At 47.3% G+C, this 22842-nt stretch carries 19 protein-coding genes; 10 read left to right on the top strand and 9 right to left on the bottom strand.

Annotated elements, in window-relative coordinates; all coding sequences use genetic code 11:
* Positions 1-17: 17 nt before the first annotated feature.
* The gene (locus tag L6472_RS06915) at positions 18-551 is read right to left on the bottom strand and encodes a 30S ribosomal protein S16 (protein ID WP_237803718.1); all 534 of its coding nucleotides are present in this window, start codon (positions 549-551) and stop codon (positions 18-20) included.
* Positions 552-701: 150 nt separating this feature from the next.
* On the opposite strand from L6472_RS06915, the gene L6472_RS06910 reads away from it, so the two are divergent.
* On the top strand, positions 702-1604 hold the full coding sequence (locus L6472_RS06910; protein ID WP_237803717.1) for a glycosyltransferase: 903 nt from the start codon (positions 702-704) through the stop codon (positions 1602-1604).
* A gap of 4 nt (positions 1605-1608) precedes the next feature.
* Complete coding sequence (gene rhaM, locus L6472_RS06905) at positions 1609-1929, top strand: L-rhamnose mutarotase (protein WP_237803716.1); 321 nt, start codon at positions 1609-1611, stop codon at positions 1927-1929.
* On the opposite strand, the gene L6472_RS06900 is transcribed toward rhaM, so the two are convergent.
* The gene (locus L6472_RS06900) at positions 1921-2739 is read right to left on the bottom strand and encodes an ATPase (RefSeq protein WP_237803714.1); all 819 of its coding nucleotides are present in this window, start codon (positions 2737-2739) and stop codon (positions 1921-1923) included. The two genes, rhaM and L6472_RS06900, sit on opposite strands and share 9 nt — an antisense overlap.
* Positions 2736-3782, bottom strand: coding sequence for a transglycosylase SLT domain-containing protein (locus L6472_RS06895; protein WP_237803713.1), 1047 nt, complete (start codon positions 3780-3782; stop codon positions 2736-2738). Before L6472_RS06895 ends, L6472_RS06900 begins: the two co-directional genes overlap by 4 nt.
* Before the next feature lie 94 nt (positions 3783-3876).
* Between L6472_RS06895 and hisG the strand changes: the two genes are divergently transcribed.
* From hisG to hisC, 3 genes are read left to right on the top strand one after another with little or no spacing between them, the layout of a single operon-like run.
* The gene (gene hisG / locus L6472_RS06890; RefSeq protein WP_237803712.1) at positions 3877-4728 is read left to right on the top strand and encodes an ATP phosphoribosyltransferase; all 852 of its coding nucleotides are present in this window, start codon (positions 3877-3879) and stop codon (positions 4726-4728) included.
* A 20-nt stretch (positions 4729-4748) separates the two neighbouring features.
* Positions 4749-6032 carry a histidinol dehydrogenase gene (gene hisD / locus L6472_RS06885; RefSeq protein WP_237803711.1) on the top strand — a complete coding sequence of 428 codons (1284 nt, stop codon included), beginning with the start codon at positions 4749-4751 and terminating at the stop codon, positions 6030-6032.
* Positions 6033-6063: 31 nt separating this feature from the next.
* Positions 6064-7101: a histidinol-phosphate transaminase gene (gene hisC, locus L6472_RS06880; protein ID WP_237803710.1), complete on the top strand. Its 1038-nt coding sequence runs from the start codon at positions 6064-6066 to the stop codon at positions 7099-7101.
* Positions 7102-7280: 179 nt separating this feature from the next.
* On the opposite strand, the gene L6472_RS06875 is transcribed toward hisC, so the two are convergent.
* The 5 genes from L6472_RS06875 to L6472_RS06855 form a co-directional block, all read right to left on the bottom strand.
* Positions 7281-8432, bottom strand: coding sequence for a sodium ion-translocating decarboxylase subunit beta (locus L6472_RS06875; RefSeq protein ID WP_237803709.1), 1152 nt, complete (start codon positions 8430-8432; stop codon positions 7281-7283).
* Between the two features lie 25 nt (positions 8433-8457).
* Entirely contained in the window at positions 8458-8922 is a 465-nt protein-coding gene (locus tag L6472_RS06870; RefSeq protein ID WP_237803708.1) for a biotin/lipoyl-containing protein, read from the bottom strand.
* A 5-nt stretch (positions 8923-8927) separates the two neighbouring features.
* Complete coding sequence (locus L6472_RS06865) at positions 8928-9911, bottom strand: lamin tail domain-containing protein (RefSeq protein WP_237803706.1); 984 nt, start codon at positions 9909-9911, stop codon at positions 8928-8930.
* Positions 9912-9988: 77 nt separating this feature from the next.
* A complete protein-coding gene (locus tag L6472_RS06860; protein WP_237803705.1) occupies positions 9989-11695 on the bottom strand; it encodes a putative transporter in 1707 nt (568 codons plus the stop codon).
* A 28-nt stretch (positions 11696-11723) separates the two neighbouring features.
* Positions 11724-14414, bottom strand: a complete 2691-nt coding sequence (locus L6472_RS06855) for a valine--tRNA ligase (protein WP_237803704.1) — start codon at positions 14412-14414, stop codon at positions 11724-11726.
* A gap of 231 nt (positions 14415-14645) precedes the next feature.
* On the opposite strand from L6472_RS06855, the gene mazG reads away from it, so the two are divergent.
* The 5 genes from mazG to rpsA all read left to right on the top strand — a co-directional run bounded on the left by mazG (position 14646) and on the right by rpsA (position 21729).
* Entirely contained in the window at positions 14646-15515 is an 870-nt protein-coding gene (gene mazG / locus L6472_RS06850; protein WP_237803703.1) for a nucleoside triphosphate pyrophosphohydrolase, read from the top strand.
* 25 nt (positions 15516-15540) lie between these two features.
* On the top strand, positions 15541-16197 hold the full coding sequence (locus L6472_RS06845) for a lipocalin family protein (protein WP_237803702.1): 657 nt from the start codon (positions 15541-15543) through the stop codon (positions 16195-16197).
* A gap of 24 nt (positions 16198-16221) precedes the next feature.
* Positions 16222-17136 (top strand): ribonuclease Z, encoded by a 915-nt coding sequence (locus L6472_RS06840; RefSeq protein ID WP_237803701.1) that lies wholly within the window; start codon positions 16222-16224, stop codon positions 17134-17136.
* 60 nt (positions 17137-17196) lie between these two features.
* On the top strand, positions 17197-19737 hold the full coding sequence (locus L6472_RS06835) for an ATP-dependent Clp protease ATP-binding subunit (RefSeq protein ID WP_237803700.1): 2541 nt from the start codon (positions 17197-17199) through the stop codon (positions 19735-19737).
* Between the two features lie 210 nt (positions 19738-19947).
* Positions 19948-21729 (top strand): 30S ribosomal protein S1, encoded by a 1782-nt coding sequence (rpsA, locus tag L6472_RS06830; protein ID WP_237803698.1) that lies wholly within the window; start codon positions 19948-19950, stop codon positions 21727-21729.
* Between the two features lie 165 nt (positions 21730-21894).
* Here rpsA and L6472_RS06825 read toward each other — a convergent pair whose 3' ends face one another.
* Entirely contained in the window at positions 21895-22698 is an 804-nt protein-coding gene (locus L6472_RS06825) for an MBL fold metallo-hydrolase (protein WP_237803697.1), read from the bottom strand.
* Between the last annotated feature and the right edge of the window lie 144 nt (positions 22699-22842).

The raw sequence follows: 22842 nt of genomic DNA, 5'->3' as shown, positions 1-22842 counted from the left end.
ATTCCGGCACTAAGAGTTTATGCCTCAGCGGGAGCCTCTTCAGCAGCGGGTGCAGCTTCAGCCTCTGTTGCCTCTGCTGCAGCAGCTTCGGCAGCAGCCTTTTTCTCAGCAACCTTCTGAGCAATGGCCTCGTTAACCTTCTTCTCGGCTTCGAGTGCCTTTGCAGCAGCTTCTTTCTTTGCCTTAGCCTCTTCCTCACGAACCTTGTCAAGACCCTTTTGCTTGTCAGCCTTCCATGCGTCAAACTTCTTTTGAGCAGCAGCTTCGTCAAAAGCGCCCTTCTTAACACCACCGCGGAGGTGCTTCATGAGGTAAACGCCCTCACCACTGAGGATGTTACGAACTGTATCGGTGGGCTGTGCGCCAACCTCTACCCAATACAATGCACGCTCGAAATTCAAGTCAACTGTGGCGGGATTGGTGTTAGGATTGTAAGAACCAATCTTTTCAGTGAAACGACCATCACGTGGTGCACGAGCGTCAGCGATGACGATGCTATAGAAAGCATAACCTTTACGACCGCCGCGCTGCAATCTGATTTTTGTTGCCATGTTTTTTGTTTTTGTTTAATTAATAATTTGAATTTCATGCCATTAACTCGTAATAGCGGCTGCAAAATTACTATTTTTCATCTGTTTGAACAAACTTTTTCTGAAATTTATTATTCAATTTAAGGTTTTTTGTGTACTTTTGCTCGTCAAATGATAAAAAAAGAAGTTTCCATATTAATCCCTGTGTATAACGATATTTGTGTGGATATCGTGAAATGTCTTGCAGATATGTGTGAGTGTGAACGTGCTGGCAACCATGATTTCATCTATGAAATACTTGTTGCCGACGATGCCTCTTCAGACGTGTCTTGCGTGGAACAAAACCGACAGATCAACACCATACCGAATTGTACTTTTATTGAAAAAGAACGTAATGCAGGAAGTGCTGCGACACGCAATTTTCTGGCACAGAAAAGCAGATACCAATGGCTACTGTTTCTTGATTGTGATATGAAAATTGTCAATCGGGATTTTATAGCCAACTATGTCAACAGTGATTCTCACGGAGTCATCAACGGCGGCATCTGCATAGGCAATGGAGATAAGCACAATCTGCGTTGTCTTTATGAGTCTTTTTATGCTCCTAAGCATCATTTTTTGAAGAGAAACGAGAGACCTTACCAATCATTTCGCTCTACCAATTTCATGATTGAGCGCTCTGTGATGTTAAAGTGTCCGTTTGACGAGCGCTTCAAGAAAAGTGGTTATGAAGACGTGATGTTTGGCAAAACGCTCAAAGAGCATCACGTGATGGTTACTCACATTGATAATCCCACCATGATGGTTGATTTTGAGGGCAATGCTTGTTATGTAGAAAAGATAGAACGGAGCCTTCACACGTTATATACTTTCAAAGACGAACTTCGTGGCTATTCCCACATGCTTACTTTTGTCAACGGCATACACATTAAGGGAGTCCTTGTTGCTATCCGTTGCTGGCATTGGCTTCTTGGCTCAATAGAAAGAAGGATATTATGCGGAAGTCACCCCAACCTGGCTATATTTAATTTGTATCGATTAGGTTATTATGTATCATTAACAAAAAACAACTAAAACAATGAGAAAAAGATTTGCTTTTAAAATGTTCCTTAAAAAAGGATTTGAGGAAGAGTATGCCAAACGCCATGCTGCTATTTGGCCGGAATTGAAACAAATGATCAAAGAACAAGGCGTAGAAAACTATAGCATCTATTGGGACAAAGATACGAACATTCTGTTTGCATATCAAGAGTGCACCAAGGACGGCAACTCGCAGGATACGGAAAATGTGGATCCCATCACACAGAAATGGTGGGACATGATGGCTGATATCATGGAGGTGAATCCAGATAATTCGCCAGTCACCATTCCCCTACCCGAGTTGTTCCATTTAGACTAATCCTTCAATAGGGCTACGCAGTATTTTATGAATTGTGTAGCCCTCATTATTTGCGGCCTCTTGCAATTGTGACTGAAAGTAGAATGCAATGCTGCCTACGGCCGAAACGGGCAAGTCATGTCGCTGATAGGGGTTAATGTTAAGACGAAAGAAATCGACGAAGTTCTCAACAATAAGCGTGTGAACGCTTTTTTCGTTTTGACACTGATAGATGAACTTAGATAGCGAAGCCAGCCATCTGTTGGGCAATGGCTGTTTATAGACACGCGAAACGACATCCGCCATTGTCATCTTCTGTGCATGTTCAAAATCTCGTTTTATGGATTCAGGCAATCTGCTTTTGTAGAGCGCATTTAGAAATCGTTTGCCGAGAACAGCACCGCTTCCCTCATCACCGAGAATATATCCAAGTGCTGGTGTGTTTGAGACAATCGAACGACCGTCATAAATGCATGAATTCGAGCCTGTTCCGAGGATACATGCAATTCCTTCTTTATCTCCACAAAGCGCCCGGGCAGCTCCCAATAAGTCATTATGTGCTTCGACAGACGTTGCATGCGGAAAGACCTTTTTTAAGGCTTTCATCATCTTGCCTTCCAACTCCGGACGAACGCCACTGCCGTAAAAGCAAATTTCGTCAATCTGAAACGCTGCAACCTGTGGCAACAGCTCATCGGTGAGGATACTCAGAATCGATTCATCGTCTTGATGAAACGGATTGATGCCTTGTGTCTTAAAGCGGAAGTCACCGATAGCCCAGTCTGTTTTCGTACTACCGCTGTCTGCCACCAATTTAATCTTGTTATTCATCGTATGGAACGTCTGTATATTTGATATCTTTTTCTTATTTTATCAACATATTCTGCAGTTTCCTGACCACGCATATATCCATAGTGAACGAGCGTGTCTTGGTAATACTCTCTTTGGCTCAACTTCAAGATGTAGGGACGCACGTCGTTCCAGGAATGAGGATTCCGTTTGTCTCTCTCTGCCAATCGCATAGCATCACGCACATGATTCATTCCGCCGTTATAGGCAGCCAGCACCAGATTCTGCCGCTCGTTTCTATCGCGCACGTCGCTCAAATGATGTTCTAATTCGCGTAGCAGTCTTGTTGCTGCAGCAATATTTTGTTCTGGATTGAAGATTTGATCTTTTGGAAGCCCTAAATGTTCGGCTGTGCCAGGCATGATCTGCATCAATCCTTTTGCACCCGCCCACGACTGCGCATTCGAGTCAAAGGTTGACTCTTGGTAACACTGTGCAGCCAGCAAACGCCAATCCCAGTTGCATGTCCGGCTATGGCGTTTGAACAATTGGTCGTAGCGCGAGATGGCTCCCTTAGACATCATGGGCGCATACACTCTGTGCCGCACTCTCGACTGGGTCAACAAGCGGTGCTCATAGGCTTTCATGTTGTCCAGCATGTCAGGTTGTGACCATTGTTTCAGTTCGCTAATCAGTTCTGGTTTGTTGTCGCCTACTTTCCATCCAAACAAGATGGAGTCATTGTTAAATGGATATACAGCGATGTCTGCTTCGTCTGCTTCCAACCTCGCCACCATTTCTGCACTGTCCCGACACACTTCCATACGAAGTTGAACCCCAAGATGCTTCGCCAGTTGCTCGCACAACAAATAATGCGCTCCCAGATGATGGCCATGGTAGTCATAGTATGTATCTGGTCCATACATCGTTACAGCAATCAACTCGCCAGTCTGCTCAATATCAGATAGATCAAACTGCTGCAAATCCTCGCTGCTGTTTGTTGCCCAGGGTGGTGTTGTGTCCTTCTGCTGTTGACAGCCAGTGACAAGGCATAAAAGGAGTATAACTATACTAAAGTGTCTCAATCTATTTGGTTTTTGGATGCAAAAATAAACATTTTATTGCATATATAAAAAAAAAAACGTAATTTTGCCGACGATTTTCAAGATAATTAGACTTATGCTAAGAATTGCAGTACAATCAAAAGGACGACTGTATGAAGATACCATGCAGTTGCTAAGTGAGGCAGATGTTAAGGTGACTGCCAGTAAGAGAACTCTTCTGGTTTCAGCTCAGAATTTTCCATTAGAGGTTTTGTATCTGCGAGATGATGATATACCTCAAAGCGTTGCAACAGGTGTTGCAGATATTGGTGTCGTCGGTGAAAACGAATACCAAGAGCGAGGCGCAGAGGCAGATATCATCTCAAGGTTGGGTTTTAGTCGTTGTCGCTTGTCGCTAGCCATCCCCAAGGACATAGACTATCAGGGATTGGAGTGGTTTAATGGCAAGACCATTGCGACTTCTTATCCTGTCATATTGAATCGTTTTCTCAACGAACATCATATTCATGCAGATGTCCATGTCATTACAGGAAGTGTTGAGATTAGTCCAGGTATTGGTCTTGCTGATGCCATCTTCGACATCGTAAGTTCAGGGTCAACCCTTGTCAGCAATAACCTTCGCGAAGTTGAGATTGTGATGCAAAGCGAAGCGCTGCTGATAGGACATCCGGGGATGAGTCAAGAGAAGCGTGACATTCTGAATCAAATGCTATTCCGCTTTGAAGCAGTGAGACAGGCTGAAGACAAAAAGTATGTTCGCATGAATGTACCCAAAGCAAAGCTTGACGAGATCATCAATGTTCTTCCAGGATTGAAGAGCCCTACCATTATTCCTCTTGCTGACGAAGAATGGTGTTCTGTTCATACCGTGCTCGACCAGAAGCGCTTTTGGGAGATAATAGGTCAGTTAAAAGCTCTTGGAGCACAAGGTATCCTTGTCACTCCTATTGAAAAGATGATACTCTGATAATACCAATTAATCTCGTTATGAAGATTATACGTTATCCAAAGAGAGAACAGTGGGCAGACATCTGTGAGCGTCCACATCTCGATATGACGCAATTGCAAAACACTGTCAGCAGTGTGCTCTGCGATATACGCGAGAATGGTGACGAAGCTGTCAAAAAGTATGAGCAGCGTTTTGATCATGTTGACCTGGCCACACTCTCGGTCAGCGAGGCCGAGATCAATGAGGCAGAATCGCTTGTTAGTGATGAACTGAAGAATGCCATTCAATTGGCTCATGACAATATCTTCAAGTTTCATGAAGCACAGCGATTTTCCAGCAAGAAGATTACGACACGCGATGGCGTTGTATGCTGGCAAAAGAGCGTGGCCATCGAGCGAGTTGGCTTATACATTCCTGGTGGCACAGCCCCACTCTTCTCTACCGTTTTGATGCTGGCAGCACCCGCCAAAATAGCAGGATGCAAAGATATTGTTCTGTGCACTCCTCCCAACCGTGAAGGCAAGATTAATGCCGCAATACTTGTGGCTGCACGTATTGCAGGTGTCAATCGCATCTTTAAGATTGGTGGTGTTCAGGCCATCGGTGCGATGGCTTACGGCACAGAGTCAGTACCCAAAGTCTATAAGATTTTTGGTCCTGGCAATCAGTATGTCATGGCTGCCAAGCAACAGGTGTCAATGGGCGATGTGGCCATTGACATGCCCGCCGGTCCAAGTGAGGTCTGCGTCCTTGCAGACGATTCGGCCAACCCCGCCTTTGTGGCAGCCGACCTCCTTTCGCAAGCCGAACATGGCGTTGACTCTCAGGTTCTCATGATTACCACTTCTGAAGATATGCTCGCCAGGGTGCAACACGAGGTTGAACAGCAGCTCAACCTGCTCCCCCGTAAGGAAATAGCAGCCAGGGCATTGGAAAATAGTCGTCTTGTGCTCGTAGAGTCAAGCCGCGAGATGTTGGAACTGTCAAATGCGTATGCACCTGAACATCTCATCATCCAGACGACCGACTATGAAGAGCTGGCTGAGCATGTCGTCAATGCAGGTAGTGTCTTTTTGGGCCAATACGCATGCGAAAGTGCTGGCGACTATGCCAGCGGCACCAATCACACGTTGCCGACTCACGGCTATGCCACCGCCTATAGTGGTGTCAATCTGGACAGCTACTGCCGTAAGATCACTTTCCAGCATCTCTCTGAAGAAGGCATCCGGCAGATAGGCCACGCCGTAGAACTCATGGCAGAAGCAGAACAACTCGATGCCCACAAGAATGCCATGACCGTGAGACTGAATGCAATAAAATAAGATTAAGTAGGGAAAATTATTTGTAATCATCATGATGAGTCTTGATAAGCTTGTTCGTAAGAATATTTGGAATCTGGCTCCCTATAGCTGTGCAAGAAATGAGTTTAATGGCACGAAAGCCTCTGTCTTTCTTGATGCCAACGAGAATCCATACGGAAGTCCGCTGAATCGCTATCCCGATCCGCTGCAGATTGAACTCAAGAAAAGTATTGAGAAAGTGAAGGGTATCCCCGTAGATTACACCTTTCTTGGCAATGGCAGCGACGAAGCCATCGACCTGGTATATCGCTGCTTTTGTGAGCCTAAGGAGGATAATGTCGTGGCCATCGAGCCCACCTACGGCATGTATAAAGTATGTGCCGACATCAACGACGTAGCGTATCGCCCGGTGCTTCTCGATGAAAACTATCAGATCACCGCAGATGCCCTGTTGGCTGCATGCGATGCCCATACCAAGGTCATCTGGATATGCAGTCCCAACAACCCCACGGGCAACGACATCAACCGCGACGAGATTGTCAAGGTGCTACGCTCGTTCCAGGGTATCGTCGTTGTCGATGAAGCCTACAGCGACTTCTCGTCTGCACGTCCGCTGCGCTTCGAGTTGCCTCGCTATCCCAATCTGATTGTACTGAATACACTCAGCAAGGCGTGGGCTTCTGCCGCCATTCGTCTGGGCATGGCTTTTGCCTCGCCCGAGATTATTGCTATCTTCAACAAGGTGAAGTACCCTTACAATGTCAACCTCCTGACGCAGGAGCAGGCCATCAAGGTGCTTAGCGACCCCTATGAAGTAGATCGCTGGGTACAGCTGATCAAGAGCGAGCGCACGCGTGTGATAGAAGCCTTCCAGGCCCTGCCCCTTTGCGAGAAGATCTATCCCACCGATGCCAACTTCTTCCTGGCGCGTGTGGTCGATGCCCAGCGCATCTATGATTATCTTGTTGAGCAGGGCATCATTGTCCGCAACCGAACGCGCGTTCAGTTGTGCCAAAACTGCCTGCGCATCACTATCGGCAGTCGTGATGAGAACAACGAGCTGATAGGTGCGCTGAGACAGTATTGCTAGTTTCCCGATAAATTGTGGAATAAAGAAAGCCGCTTGGTTAAACCCAAGTGGCTTTCTTTATATTTAAGTGATTTTATCAATCTCAAGGGAGCAGATTTCTAAAAAGTTCACTATTACTTTGTGAAAGTTGGCAGCATTTTCTTCACTGTTAACTATTCACTTTTCCATTAAGATTTCCCTTAAGAGAGGAATCCCAAAAGTGCGCCGGCTGCTACGGCTGAACCGATGACACCGGCTACGTTGGGACCCATGGCGTGCATCAACAGGAAGTTGTGACGATCATACTCCAATCCGAGGTTGTTGGAAATGCGAGCTGCCATTGGCACGGCACTGACACCGGCATTGCCAATCAGGGGGTTCAGCTTTTTGTCTTTGGGCAGGAATAGATTCATGAACTTCACAAAGAGCACTCCGCTGGCGGTGGCTATGGCAAAGGCAAAAGCACCGATGGCAAAGATGAAGACGGTGTTCAGCGTCAAGAACTCGGATGCCTGAGTGGAGCAACCAACCGTGAGGCCCAACAGAACGACTACGATGTCGTTGAGGGCACTGCCAGCCGTCTTGGCCAGACGGGTGGTCTTGCCACTCTCCTTCAGCAGGTTGCCAAAGAACAGCATGCCTAACAGTGGCAGGGCTGAGGGAACAATAAATGTTGTGATGAGCAACCCGATGATGGGAAAGAGAATGCGTTCCGTCTGCGACACTTCGCGACTGGGTTTCATCTTGATGATGCGTTCGCTCTTGGTGGTGAGCAATCGCATCAATGGGGGTTGGATCAATGGAACCAGCGCCATATAGGAATAGGCACACACGGCAATGGCGCCCATCAGGTTGGGTGAAAGCTTTGATGAGAGGAAAATGGCTGTAGGTCCGTCGGCACCACCGATGATGGCAATGCCCGCAGCCTGATTGGGCTCGAACCCTAAAAGAAGTGCAAGCATATAGGCACCGAAGATGCCAAACTGGGCGGCAGCTCCAATGAGCATCAGCTTGGGATTGGCCAAGAGGGCCGAGAAGTCGGTCATGGCTCCAATGCCCAGGAAAATGAGGGGTGGATACCATCCTTGACGAACGCCTTGATAGAAGATGTTCAGTACGGAGTTGTCTTCGTATAGTCCTATCTCGAGGCCTGCGTCAGCACGAAAGGGTATGTTGCCGAGGATGATGCCTAAGCCAATGGGAACTAACAGCAAGGGCTCGAAGTCTTTCTTGATGGCAAGATAGATAAAAACAGCCCCCACAGCAATCATGATCAGGTTGCCGACAGATGCATTGGCAAAGCCTGTGTATGTCAAGAACTCATTGAAGTTTTCTATAATGAATTGCCACATAATTTTTCTCTCTTAACAGATACACTTATTTTCCAATGGTGACCAATACGGCACCCTCCATGACGGTGTCGCCTGGCTTCACAGTGATAGACGTGATATCGCCAGACACCTCGGCTTCGATATTGTTTTGCATCTTCATGGCCTCGAGTGTCAGAACGATGTCGCCGGCATTGACATGCTGCCCCACCTGTACTTTCACATCTGTGATGGTGCCTGGCAGTGGCGACTTGACTGCGAAGCCAGCTTCGGCCGATGGTGCCGACGACACTGGTGCTGCCGACTGTGACGATGGTGTCGGATTAGTTGATACTGGTTTTGGCGCCATAACCTTGGGCGTGTTCATCTGAGGATGTTTGGCTGCGTTGATGGGCTTTTGCAGTTCTACCTCGAAGGGGATGCCATTCACATTTACTTTGGCGATATTTCCTTCTACCTCGGCAATTTCAACTTGATAGTCAATGCCTTTGACTTTGTACTGGTATGTTTTCATAATCTTTATATGAATTCGGGTGTTGTAGGAATATTTGATGAGTGTGGCGTTGACGGAAGAACGGGATTGTGGAAATGAGTCATTTGAGTGTATTCATCGTCCCATTCGGTGTCCTTGGGTTTGATGGTGATAACACCACTTTCCACATCGTGAACATCATCCTCATACTGGCGAAGCGCCATGCCGATGACTGCCATATAGACTTCCATGTCAATGCCTTTCTTGTCGAAACCTTCTTGCAGGATGTTGCTGGTCTTATGTCCAATCTCCGCGGTCATTTCTACCGTTTTGGTGATGGGCTTAATGGGTTGTCTGTGTACCACCTTCTTAGCTGTCTCGATGTGGCGCATCAACAAGCCGAACAGCCAGAAGAACAGCCAAAGCAGGGTCAGACACATGAAGACGATGCCCATTGCCATGAATGCCATGGCAAAACCGTGTGGGTCGTTTTCTTTGAATCTGTCTATCTTTGACTTTCTCGGAGCATCGGTAATGATGCTGTTAGATACGCCAGGAGTGACCTCGTCTGCTGCTCTCACCGTCCACTTGCTGTCCGCAAGAGTGTAAGAAGCATCAGCGCTTAAAGCAGGAACGGTGATAGAGTCAATGAGCTCAACACCGTTGGCATTATAAAGTGCAATCCACTGTGATGCGCCCTGTTTGACAGGGGCAGACAGATGGAGCAAACTGTTGGCTGGGTTGGCATTCAAGAAAAGCAACAAGTGCTTGCGAGCTCCCAGGTTTGTCCGGTCGTCACCCGAAGGGATGACGCTCATCTTCTTGATGCGTTCTGGCGCCGACAATTGGGCGTTGAGCACCGCCTTGTCGGTAGCGATATACATGCCTCTGACATTGTAGGTAGAAAAAGATGTGTTTTCAAGTTCCACCCAAGCATGTCTTGCGCCAAATGCATCTTCTATTCCTGTTTCATTAGCAGTTTGAACCTCACTGATGATGATGTTCTTTGCTCCTTGAGCGAACATCATCATCGATGAGGAAAACATTGCTAAACTAAGCCAAAGTCTAATTGTGTGCATTAATTATATAAGTTGAATTGATTTTCTGTCTAAAACTGTCCGCAGCAGAACAGCACGATGAGTTGTGCTGTAAGGATGCGCAGGAACATAGCTAAAGGATATACCGTAGAGTAGCCCACGGCAGGAGCTTCTTTCGAACAGATACTGTTGGCATAGGCCAATGCAGGGGGGTCGGTATAGGTGCCTGCCAGCATACCAGCGATGGTGAAGTAGTTGAACTTCAGACGTCGGGCGATGGGGCCTATAATTAATATAGGTATGATCGTGATCAGGAAACCTGTCAAGACATAGAGCACGCCGTTGCCTGTCATCACGGTGTCAAAGAAGTTGGCACCGGCTTTGATGCCCACAGATGCCAGAAACAAGACCAGACCTATTTCTCGCAACATCATGTTGGCCGATGTAGTCGTATAGGTGACCAACTTCACCTTGTAGCCATAGCGACCAATCAAGATGGCAATAATCAGCGGTCCACCGGCAATGCCTAACTTCATCAGGGGCATTCCTGGCACAAAGGGTAGCGAACCAAAGATGATGCCTACGATGATGCCAATAAAAATAGTGGCAATGTTGGGAGCATCCAGACGCTTGATAGAGTTACCCATGATATGAGCCACACGATCGACAGCATCTTGTGGTCCAACAACCATGATGCGGTCGCCGACCTGCAAGGGGAGACTTGGCGATGCAAAGATGTCCATACCATGACGTGTGACACGTGTTACGTTGACGCCATAGACACTCGAGAAGTGCATCTGACCGAAAGATTTACCATTGATTTTGGGGTTGGTCACCAACACACGCTTAGACACTAAGGGCTGATCTTGCTGATCCCAGTCAACCTCGATCACTGGGCCGATGAAGGCTACAATGGCTTCATAGTCGGCCTCTGCACAGACAATATACATCTGGTCGCCAACGTGAAAGACAGTGTCGCGATTGGGAATAGACACATGACCTTCGTGAAGAATGCGCGACACGACGAAGTCGCGGTTCAGGAAGTTATGTACCTGCAGCACGGTCTTTCCCTCAAGGTATTTGTTAGACACCTCAAGATGCATGTGGTGAGGCTTCTGTGTGGCTTTCGCACCTGCCTCTTGCTCGAGTGCTTCTTCCTCCTTCTCCAATTTCACACGACAGATGTAGCGCACCACGATAGTAGCGCCAATGATGCCAAGCACACCGAGAGGATAAGCACAGGCATAAGCAGATGCTATCTGCGGAGGATTGTCGCCGAAGACACCCTTGAGCGAAGCCAATGCTTCGTTGGCAGCACCAAGACCAGGTGTGTTGGTCACTGCACCATAGAGCGTTCCTACCATCATCGGCAAATTGGTGTTGTCGTGCTGACTGTAGAAGAAGATAAAATAGCAGGCAAACATCACGACGATGTTTAATGCAATAGCCGAAGCAGCCAGAGCGTTCAACTTGATACCTGCTTTACCGAAACTCTCAAAGAAGCCGGGGCCTACCTGAAGACCAATCATGAAGACAAACAGAATCAATCCGAAGTCTTGTACGAAGGTCAGCGTGTCGGTAGGAGCCGCCTCCAATCCATAGTAATGATAGATGTGGCCAAGCACGATGCCTGCAAACAGGACAAACGTGACGCCAAGTGAAATACCGAATATTTTTATCTTTCCCAGATAAACACCAACGGCAATCACAATGGCATATAAGATTGCAATGTGTGCCACCGATTCGGTATTTGTAAATAGATTAACAAACCATTCCATAATATAAAACTAAATTCATACAAATATTCTATTTCTTCAACGCAGCAATGGATTCTCGCAATGCAGCAATCTTCTCTTCCGAGTCTGCCAGCTTCTTGCGCTCTAAGGCTACCACAGCCTCGGGAGCATTGGCTACAAAGCGCTCGTTGCTGAGCTTCTTCTTGACGCTGTTCTGGAATCCTTCAAGATGGGCTATCTGAGCTTCCATCTTCTTGATTTCCTCTTCGATGTCGATCATGTCGCCCACGGGAACTGCAAACTCATCGGTGCCGACCATAAAGGCAGCTGCAGAGGCATCTTTGCTCTCTACTACGGTGATATCCTGCAGGTTGGCCATCTTCGTGATAATGTCGTTGTAGGCTTCGAAATGATTCTGACCTACGGCCTGAAGAGAGAGCTTCTCCTTGGGAGCAATGTTTTTCTGGTTGCGAACCATACGAACACCGCTGACTACCTGCTTCACCTGTTCTACGTCGGCCACCAACTGATTGTCGGCTTCTGTAGGTGCATCCAACTTCAAATTGTCGCGCATGATGCTTTCGCCATCCTTGCGCTCGTAGAGGGCCTGCCAGAGTTCTTCGGTGATGAAGGGCATGAAAGGATGAAGCATCTTCAGCAAGATTTCGAAGAAGCGCAGTGTGGCTGCATAAGTCGCCTTGTCGATGGGTTGAGCCTGTCCATTGATATAGGCGGGTTTCACCATTTCGAGATACCAGCTTGAGAACTCGTCCCAGAACAGTTTATAGACGGTCATCAGGGCATCGCTGATGCGATATTTTGCAAAGTGATCCTGCAATTCGACATTTGCCTGCTTGATGCGTGCTTCCATCCAGGCCACAGCCTGCTTGTTGCCATTGTCGGCTGCAACGTCTGAAACTTGCCATCCTTTCACCAGGCGGAAGGCATTCCAGATCTTGTTGTTGAAGTTGCGTCCTTGTTCGCAGAGACTTTCGTCGAAGAGAATATCATTGCCGGCAGGGGCTGAGAGCATCATACCCATACGCACGCCGTCGGCGCCATATTTCTCAATGAGTTCGATAGGATCGGGCGAGTTGCCGAGCGACTTAGACATCTTGCGTCCCAACTTGTCGCGAACGATACCTGTGAAGTAAACATTCTTGAAGGGGAACTTGCCTAAATATTCCTCACCAGCCATAATCATGCGGGCTACCCAAAAGAAAATGATGTCAGGACCGGTCACAAGGTCACTCGTGGGATAATAATAGTTGATTTCTTCGTTGCCGGGATTGTTGATGCCGTCGAAAAGCGACACAGGCCACAACCATGAAGAGAACCATGTGTCGAGTGCGTCCTCGTCTTGCTTCAGGTCGGCCATCTGCAAGTTGGCGTTGCCGCTCTCCTTGCGTGCCAGTTCCAAAGCCTCTTCGGCTGTTTCGGCAACGACGAATTTCTCCTCGGCATAGTAATAGGCCGGAATGCGATGACCCCACCACAGCTGACGACTGATACACCAATCTTGGATATTCTCCAACCAGTTTTTATAGGTGTTTACATACTTCTGGGGGTAGAAATGCATCTCACCATTCAGTACGGGAGGCAGGGCAATGTCGGCAAAGTGTTGCATCTTCAAGAACCACTGCAGCGAGAGGCGTGGCTCGATGGCAGTGTCAGGGTTGCGCTCGGAGTAGCCTACCTTATTTGTATAGTCCTCGACCTTCTCCATGAGACCTGCTGCTTCGAGGTCTTTGACAATCTGCTTGCGACAGTCAAAGCGATCCATGCCTACATACATCGTGCTCTCGTTGCTGATGGTTCCGTCGGCATTGAAGATGTCGATGGTCTCTAGGTTGTGAACCTTTCCCAGCATGTTGTCGTTTTTGTCGTGAGCAGGTGTCACCTTCAGACAGCCAGTACCAAACTCAATCTCTACGTAACGGTCTTCGATAACGGGTATCTCGCGGTTGACCAAAGGAACAATCACCTTGCGACCTTTCAACCACTGGTTTTTGGGGTCCTTGGGATTGATACACATGGCGGTGTCGCCCATAATGGTCTCAGGGCGCGTGGTGGCCACAACGGCATAGTAGCCCTTTTCGTCCTTGTGGATGACGTTGCCTTCTGTGTTGTCAACATGACAGTCGCCTGCCACGTAATACTTCAGATAGTACAGGTGGCTCTGCTCCTCACGATATACAACCTCTTCGTCGGAAAGGGCTGTCAGTGCCTTCGGATCCCAGTTCACCATGCGAAGGCCACGATAGATGTAGCCCTTGCGATAGAGATCTACGAATACTTTAATCACACTCTTAGAGCGCTTCTCGTCCATGGTGAATGCCGTGCGATCCCAGTCGCATGAGGCACCAAGACGACGCAGTTGCTTCAGGATGATGCCTCCGTGTTCGTCGGTCCATTCCCATGCGTGCTTCAGGAACTGCTCGCGGGTCAGGTCGTGCTTTTTAATGCCTTCGGCAGCCAACTTCTTAACCACCTTTGCCTCGGTGGCAATTGAAGCGTGGTCGGTGCCGGGCACCCAACAAGCGTTTTTGCCCTCCATGCGTGCACGACGGACAAGGATGTCTTGAATCGTGTTGTTCAGCATGTGGCCCATGTGCAGCACACCTGTCACGTTGGGTGGCGGAATCACGATTGTGTAGGGTTCGCGACCATCGGGTTTTGAGCTGAAAAGTTTGTTATCCAGCCAATACTGATACCATTTACCTTCGACCTCTTTTGGGTCGTATTTACTTGCTATTTCCATACCTTATTATAAAGCTTTCTCTTTGATTGGGTGCAAAGTTACAAAAAAACGAGAGAAATGCAAAAGGAAAACTTGTTTTTTCTTTTCATTTCCGAGTGCCAGGTAAGTTCGGCAAAGCCAAAGTTACAAAAAAAAATCAAAATGCAACAAATCCTTTACTCTATTTTCTAACATTGTATAAAATTTGGCTGTTACAAAAATAATGCTTACCTTTGCCCGAAAAATAATTGTATGCATACACGAGAAGAACAAATGAAAGCCTTCGGACGGCTGCTCGACGTGCTGGATCAGTTGCGCGAGAAGTGCCCGTGGGACAGAAAACAAACCAACGAAAGTCTGCGCCCGAACACAATCGAAGAGACTTTTGAACTGTGTGATGCCATCATGAAAGACGACACGCACGAAATCAAAAAGGAACTGGGCGATGTGCTGATGCACACTTGTTTCTATGCCATGATAGCGCGCGAAAAGAAGCAGTTCGATATAGCCGACGTGCTGAACACTGAGACCGACAAACTCATCTTCAGACATCCCCATGTCTATCATCCCAGTCAGGTCGGTGCGGCAGCCCCCAAACCCCTGCCCTATGTCCCGGAGGATGCCGAAAGCAACAACGAATTTTCAAAGGCTGAAACCAGCGACGAGGTGCTGAAAAACTGGGAGCAAATCAAGCTGAAAGAAAAGGATGGCAACAAGACAGTGCTCAGCGGTGTGCCTTCATCCTTACCTTCACTCATCAAGGCCTATCGCATTCAGGATAAGGCACGTAACGTGGGGTTTGACTGGCAAAAGAAAGAAGACGTCTGGGACAAAGTGCATGAAGAATTGAAAGAACTGGAAGTAGAACTGGCACGCGAGGATAAAGAGGCGTCAACCAACGAACTGGGCGATTTTCTGTTCTCTGTCATTAATGCTGCACGCCTGTATCATTTGAACCCCGACAATGCGTTGGAACGCACCAATGCTAAGTTCATTCGGCGCTTCAACTATATTGAGCAGCATTCCATTCGTGCAGGTCGCCCGCTCACAGAGATGTCGCTCGACGAGATGGACCAGCTCTGGAATGAAGCAAAACAAAACGAGAAATTAAACAAAGACTAAACTCATCACAGAAACTTTTTGAACAATGAAAAAGACTTTGATTTTCGTCATGGCAACAGTGCTCGCCATCGGATGTGGAGGCAACAAGAAGTCAAGCTTCATGGAGAATGTTGAAACAGAAGAGGAACGGGATGCCTTCCGCGACTCTACCATCTATGGCTTCTGTACTGACAAATCGACTAATGACATTCTGCAAATCGTTACAGATGCTGGAGATACCCTTAATATCAACGTCAGTAATGCACGTGACAACGGCGACATCAAAGGTGGATATCATAAGGGTGACGAAATGGCAGTCGTTGCAAATGGCGACAGTACGATTGCGCTGCTAGTTGTCAACAAGTCGGCGCTCTTGGGCAATTGGGTGATGCCTAATCCCATTGACGGCAGTTCGGAAACAGGCATCAGCATCAGGCGAGGCGGTATCGTGGAAAGCATTGATCAAAATGCGGTCGTCTATAAATCATGGCGTATTTATAACGGCAAACTTCATATTACCGCCACCCGTGAAGATGGTGTCGAAATCGATGAAACCTTTGTTTATTCCATCAAGCACATCACGCCCGACTCGTTGGTCATCCAAGACCAGGAAGAGACGTTCGAATACTCTCGTCAACAGGAGGAAAGAGAAGAGGATCTTGGCATCGAGTTGGACAATGGTGATGATGACTTTATTATGTAATCATATTAAATCTTTCTGACAATATTGGAACCTTTTCGTGTACATATATTAGGTTGCGGAAGTGCTTTACCAACCATGAGACATTTTCCTACATCTCAAATAGTTGAGTGCAGAGGGAAACTCTTTATGGTGGATTGCGGTGAAGGCACGCAACTGCAAATGCGAAAGTCATCGCTTTCATTTACAAAATTAGGTCATATTTTCATCTCGCATTACCATGGAGATCATTGTTTCGGACTCATTGGCATGATATCTACCTTCGGGTTGCTCGGCCGAACTGCCACGCTGAATATCTATGCCCCCGAAGCACTTAACGAGATACTTAAAAAGCAGATTGCATTCTTCTGTCGTGACTTAGATTACGAGATTAAATTCAATACTGTTGACACCAACGAGCACCAAGTCATCTATGAGGATCGCTCGCTGACAGTGGAGACTATCCCACTCCACCACCGGCCGTCTTGTTGTGGCTATCTGTTTCGTGAAAAGCCCACACTGCCACACATCAGACGAGACATGATAGAGTGCTACCAGATTCCTGTTTCGCAAATCAATAACATCAAGAACGGACAGAATTATGTCTTGCCCGATGGTACAGTCGTGCCCAACGAACGACTCGTCACACCGGCAGACCCTGCAAGGGCCTATGCCTATTGTTCGGATACGAAATATATGCCCGAGCTTCATCGCCTGTTGCATGGTGTGACGACACTATATCATGAGAGTACATATGCCACTGACAATCTGGCAATGGCAGAGAAATACAACCATTCGACAGCACAACAGGCTGCCATGGTGGCACGCGATGCAGGGGTCAAACAGCTGCTTCTCGGCCACTACAGTTCGCGCTATCCTGACGAAAAAATACTTCTTGAAGAAGCCCGACAGATATTCGAGAATGTCCGACTCACTAACGAAATGGATGTGATCAATGTTTAAACGCTGTCTGAGTTTGGCACGCCATTTGCATGTATAACTACGAACCAATTAGTTTTATATATGACAAGCCGATTTTCACCAAATGTATCAAAGATACTCGCATTTTCAAGAGAGGAAGCAGAACGCCTGTCTTCTTCTTCTGTAAGACCCGAGCATTTGCTGTTGGGGATGTTGCGCATTGACAATGGGCCTGTTTCAAATGTATTCTCTCGACTGAATGTAGATATTCATGAGGTAAAGAAAGACTTGGAGTTGAAAGCACACGAGGAAGATACAGATGTGCTTGAACAATACAACCAACACGAACTTGTGCTCAACGAGAGTGCGTCGAACATTTTGAAGCTGGCTGTTCTTGAAGCACGCATCCAACATACGCAAAGTATTGATGAAGGACACCTGTTACTGGCTATATTGCACGATAAGGCAAACAATGGTGCTAAACAAATTTTAGAGCATTATAATATGAATTACGATGATACAATGAGCCTTTTGCGCGCTAAAGAACCTAGCAATGGCATCGGGCTCCCTGATGAGGAAGAGGAGGACTTCGAAGAAAATGCTGCGCATCAAGGCGCAAAGATGTCAAATGGTGGGTCAACGACCAAGACCACCACTAAGGCGTCTTCAAAGACACCCGTACTTGACAACTTCTCGACCGACCTGACGCAAGCCGCACTTGATGGAAAACTTGACGTCGTCGTGGGACGTGATAACGAGATCCAGCGTGTCGTTGAAATCTTAGGACGGCGCAAGAAGAATAATCCAATATTAATCGGTGAACCTGGTGTCGGCAAGAGTGCTATCGTTGAAGGATTAGCACAGCTGATTGCTCAACGCCGTACATCACCGATGTTTTTCAATAAACGTATTGTCAGTCTTGACATGACCAGCGTTGTGGCTGGCACGAAATATCGCGGTCAGTTTGAAGAACGCATCAAGGCATTGATCAATGAAATCGAACAGAATCCCGACATTATTATATTTATAGACGAGATTCACACCATGATTGGTGCTGGGTCGGCCCCTGGCACAATGGATGCTGCCAACATTATGAAACCAGCTCTGGCACGCGGAACCATTCAATGCATCGGTGCTACGACTCTTGATGAATATCGCAACAGCATCGAGAAAGATGGCGCCTTGGAACGCCGTTTCCAAAAGGTGCTTGTAGAAGCTACCAACGAGGAGGAAACATTCCAGATCTTGCGTAACATCAAGGACAAATACGAGCATCATCATCATGTGGAATATACGGATGAAGCACTGAGAGCATGTGTCAGATTGACAGGAAGATATATCTCCGATCGTGCTTTCCCGGATAAGGCCATCGACGCGATGGATGAAACGGGCTCACGTGTGCATCTTCGCAATGCTCATGTCCCCGACGAGATTGTTGAGAAAGAGAAAGAACTGGCTCACATCAAAGAACGTAAACAAGCTGCTGTCAGCAATCAGAATTTTGAATTGGCTGCCAGCTATCGCGACAAACAAACTCAGCTGGAAAACGAATTGGCAGCGATGGAAGCCAACTGGCAGTCGGGTAACGGTGAGGACCGTCAGGTTGTCAATGAAGAAGATATTGCCAATGTGGTCTCGATGATGACAGGTGTGCCTGTGCAGCGAATTGCTCAGAGCGAAGGTATTCGCTTGAAGGGATTAGCACAGAATCTTAAAGATTGTGTCATTGCACAAGACAAGGCGATTGATAAGATGGTGAAAGCTATTCAGCGCAACCGTGTGGGACTCAAGGAGCCTAACCACCCCATCGGCGTCTTCATGTTTCTCGGACCTACTGGTGTCGGCAAGACATACCTCGCCAAGAAATTGGCAGAGTTTATGTTTGGTTCTTCCGATGCGCTGATACGAATCGATATGAGCGAATATACTGAGGCCTTCAATGTGTCGAGGTTGATTGGTGCGCCTCCGGGTTATGTCGGCTACGAAGAGGGCGGACAGCTGACCGAACGCGTACGTCGTAAGCCTTATTCTATCGTGCTGCTCGACGAGATAGAGAAAGCTCATGGCAATGTCTATAACCTCCTTTTGCAGGTGCTGGACGAAGGACGACTGACCGACGGCAATGGTCGATTTGTTGATTTCCGCAATACGGTCATCATCATGACGTCTAATGCGGGCACCCGACAACTGAAAGACTTCGGAAGAGGTGTGGGATTCACTGCCGGTAGTTTGGGGCTTAACATGAACGACAAGGATCGCGAACATGCCAGAAGTATCGTTCAAAAGGCGCTCTCTAAACAGTTCTCGCCCGAGTTCCTGAACCGCATGGACGAGATTATCACCTTCGAGCAGTTGGATATGGATGCTATCAAGCGCATTATCAACGTCGAACTAAAGCCTCTTGTCAGTCGTATCGCTGAGATGGGTTATCAAGTGGAGTTGACCGACGAGGCAAAAGATTTTGTCGCAAGCAAGGGATATGATGTGCAGTTTGGAGCTCGTCCGCTGAAGCGCGCCATACAAACCTACATCGAGGATGGCATCTGCGAGCTCATTCTGAATGAGAACCTGAAGGAAGGTGACACTATCCAAATCAGTAAAGCTGACGGCAAAGAAGAACTTGTATTTGAACATCATTCTTAAAAAAACTTAAATAGAATCATATAAGACGGGTGCAAAGTGCTCATTTTCAATAAATTTGAGTAACTTTGCACCCGCTTTTTATCCTCGTACGAGGAAATAGGCGTTTGAACAGACGCAAGCGCCTATGAATATTAACCAATTAAAGATGGTCTGAGAAACGTCTGTTCAGGCCTTGTCCCTTTCGACAGAAGGGACGCAAAATTATTTTTTATGTCAGAATTAACAAAGAACGTTCAGCCGTTGCAGGACTTTAACTGGGACGAGTTTGAGAATGGTACAGTAGCCAACGTCAGCAAAGAAGAGCTTGACAAGGCTTACGACGAAACCCTCAACAAGGTTGCCGACCATCAGGTAGTTGAAGGTAAGGTTATCTCTGTTGACAAGAAAGAGGTTGTCGTAAACATTGGTTACAAGAGCGATGGTATCATCCCCGCCAGCGAGTTCCGTTACAATCCCGACCTGAAAGTTGGTGACACCGTTGAGGTTTATGTGGAGAGCGCTGAAGACAAGAAGGGTCAGCTTCTTCTTTCTCACAAGAAGGCTCGTCTGTCTCAGGCTTGGGATCGCGTCAATGCAGCTCTCGAGGAGCAGCAGATCATCCAGGGCTTCATCAAGTGTCGCACAAAGGGTGGTATGATTGTAGATGTATTTGGTATCGAGGCATTCCTGCCCGGTTCTCAGATTGACGTACACCCCATTCGCGACTACGACCAGTTCGTAGGCAAGACCATGGAGTTCAAGGTTGTCAAGATCAACCAGGAGTTCCGCAACGTTGTCGTTTCTCATAAGGCTCTTATCGAGGCAGAGCTCGAGGCTCAGAAGCAGGAGATCATCTCTAAGCTTGAGAAGGGTCAGATTCTTGAGGGTACCGTTAAGAACATTACCAGCTACGGCGTATTCGTTGACCTCGGTGGTGTTGACGGACTCATCCACATCACAGACCTGTCTTGGGGCCGCGTAGATGATCCTAAGAAGATTGTTGAGCTCGACCAGAAGATCAATGTTGTTATCCTCGACTTCGATGAAGAGAAGAAGCGCATTGCCCTCGGTTTGAAGCAGCTCACTCCTCATCCTTGGGATGCTCTGGATCCTGACCTCAAGGTTGGCGACCACATCAAGGGTAAGGTTGTCGTTTTGGCCGACTACGGTGCATTCGTTGAAGTACAGCCTGGTGTTGAGGGTCTGATCCACGTATCAGAGATGTCTTGGAGCCAGCATCTGCGTTCAGCTCAGGAGTTCCTGAAGGTTGGAGATGAGGTAGAGGCTGTCATCCTGACACTCGACCGCGACGAGCGCAAGATGTCTCTCGGCATCAAGCAGCTGAAGGAAGATCCCTGGGAGGCTATCGAGGTTAAGTATCCCGTTGGTTCAAAGCACAACGCTAAGGTTCGCAACTTCACCAACTTTGGTGTATTTGTAGAGCTTGAGGAAGGTGTTGATGGTCTGATTCACATCAGTGACCTCAGCTGGACGAAGAAGGTTAAGCACCCCAGCGAGTTCACTCAGGTAGGTGCTCCTATCGACGTAGTTGTTCTTGATATCGACAAGGAGAACCGTCGTCTTTCTCTCGGTCACAAGCAGCTTGAGGAGAATCCTTGGGATGTATTCGAAGATCAGTATGCAGTAGGTTCTGTACACACTGGTAAGATTACAGAGGTTCTGGAGAAGGGCGCTGTAGTTTCTCTTGCAGAGAACGTTGAGGGCTTCGCTACTCCTAAGCACCTTGTTAAGGAGGATGGTTCACAGGCACAACTTGGTGAGGAACTGCCCTTCAAGGTTATCGAGTTCAATAAGGACAGCAAGCGTATCATTCTGTCTCACAGCCGCACCTTCGAGGATGCTCAGCGTGATGAGAAGCGTGCTACCCGCAAGGCTGCTCCCCGTCAGAAGAAGGATGACACTCCAAAGATTGAGAATGTTGCAGCAAGCACCACTCTCGGTGACATCGACGTTCTGGCTCAGTTGAAGGCTCAGATGGAGAAGGGTGAGTAATTTGTTCCCTTACTCTTAAATAATAAAGGCTGTATCTTTTTCAAGGTACAGCCTTTTTGGTTTTTTCTAAGTATCCTGTCAATCAAATAGTGGCTCAGTTGCAATTGCTTAGGTTTCGCGATGCCCCCAGAGTCTTGATTTGGCATTCCAGAGTCTGGAGAGGATTTATTTAAACTCGTAGATACCTGTTGGCTTTGTTCGCTTGAGCACTTCCAGTTCAAGATCCTTTCCCGGTATGATACCATAGGAAGCAAGCACCGTTTGTACTGTTTTGCGTGCAAGTTCGGGATGATTGTTCTCTTCAGACAAGTGGCACAGCCATACATGACGTAGGTTTGTGCTTGCATATTTTGCAATAGCCTCTCCACATTGCACATTATTCAGATGTCCGGTGCCACTGATAATGCGACTTTTAAGATGTGCGGGATAAGGACCTTGCTGAAGCATCTCGCGATCATGGTTTGCTTCTATGACCAGATAGTTGGCCTTTGCAATATACGGTCCCATCTCTTCAGTAACACGTCCTACGTCAGTCATGATACAAAAACACAAATTCTCCGCTTCTATCAGATAGCCTACATTATCAGAACTGTCATGAGGTATGTGGAAAGGAGTAACAGCAAAGTCACCAACTTCTACCTTTTCACCATAGTTCAACAGGTGTCGATATTCTTGTGCCACCTTTTTGGCCACGCAATAGTTGCGGTCAATGCCCTTATGAACGGTTTCTGTTGCATAGACGGGTAGATGATAGTCGTGGCTCAAACTGCCGACACATTTGATATGATCGGCATGATCATGGGTGATAAACACCTGATGCACTTGCGACAAGCTGAGCCCATAGTCTCTGAAATGTTTCTTCAGCGTTCTTACGCCAACCCCTGCATCTATCAGCAGTCCGCCGTTTTCTGTAAACAAGAAATAACAATTACCGCTACTACCGCTTCCGAAAGAAATGAATTTAAGCATTTAATAATTTTCCTTTTTGTTGCAAAGATAACAAAAAATGCTCAAAGAGAGGAGGGGCTAATAAAACTTTTATCTTATTTAAACAATCAACATGACTGTGCATACATCTGTTTGAGTAGGCAGATGATGAAGCAGAAATATTGC

It is taken from the genome of Prevotella sp. E13-17 (assembly GCF_022024035.1).
Lineage (GTDB): Bacteria > Bacteroidota > Bacteroidia > Bacteroidales > Bacteroidaceae > Prevotella.
Note: the sequence above shows the minus strand (reverse complement) of the source record. Positions and strands in the feature narration are given on the sequence as shown.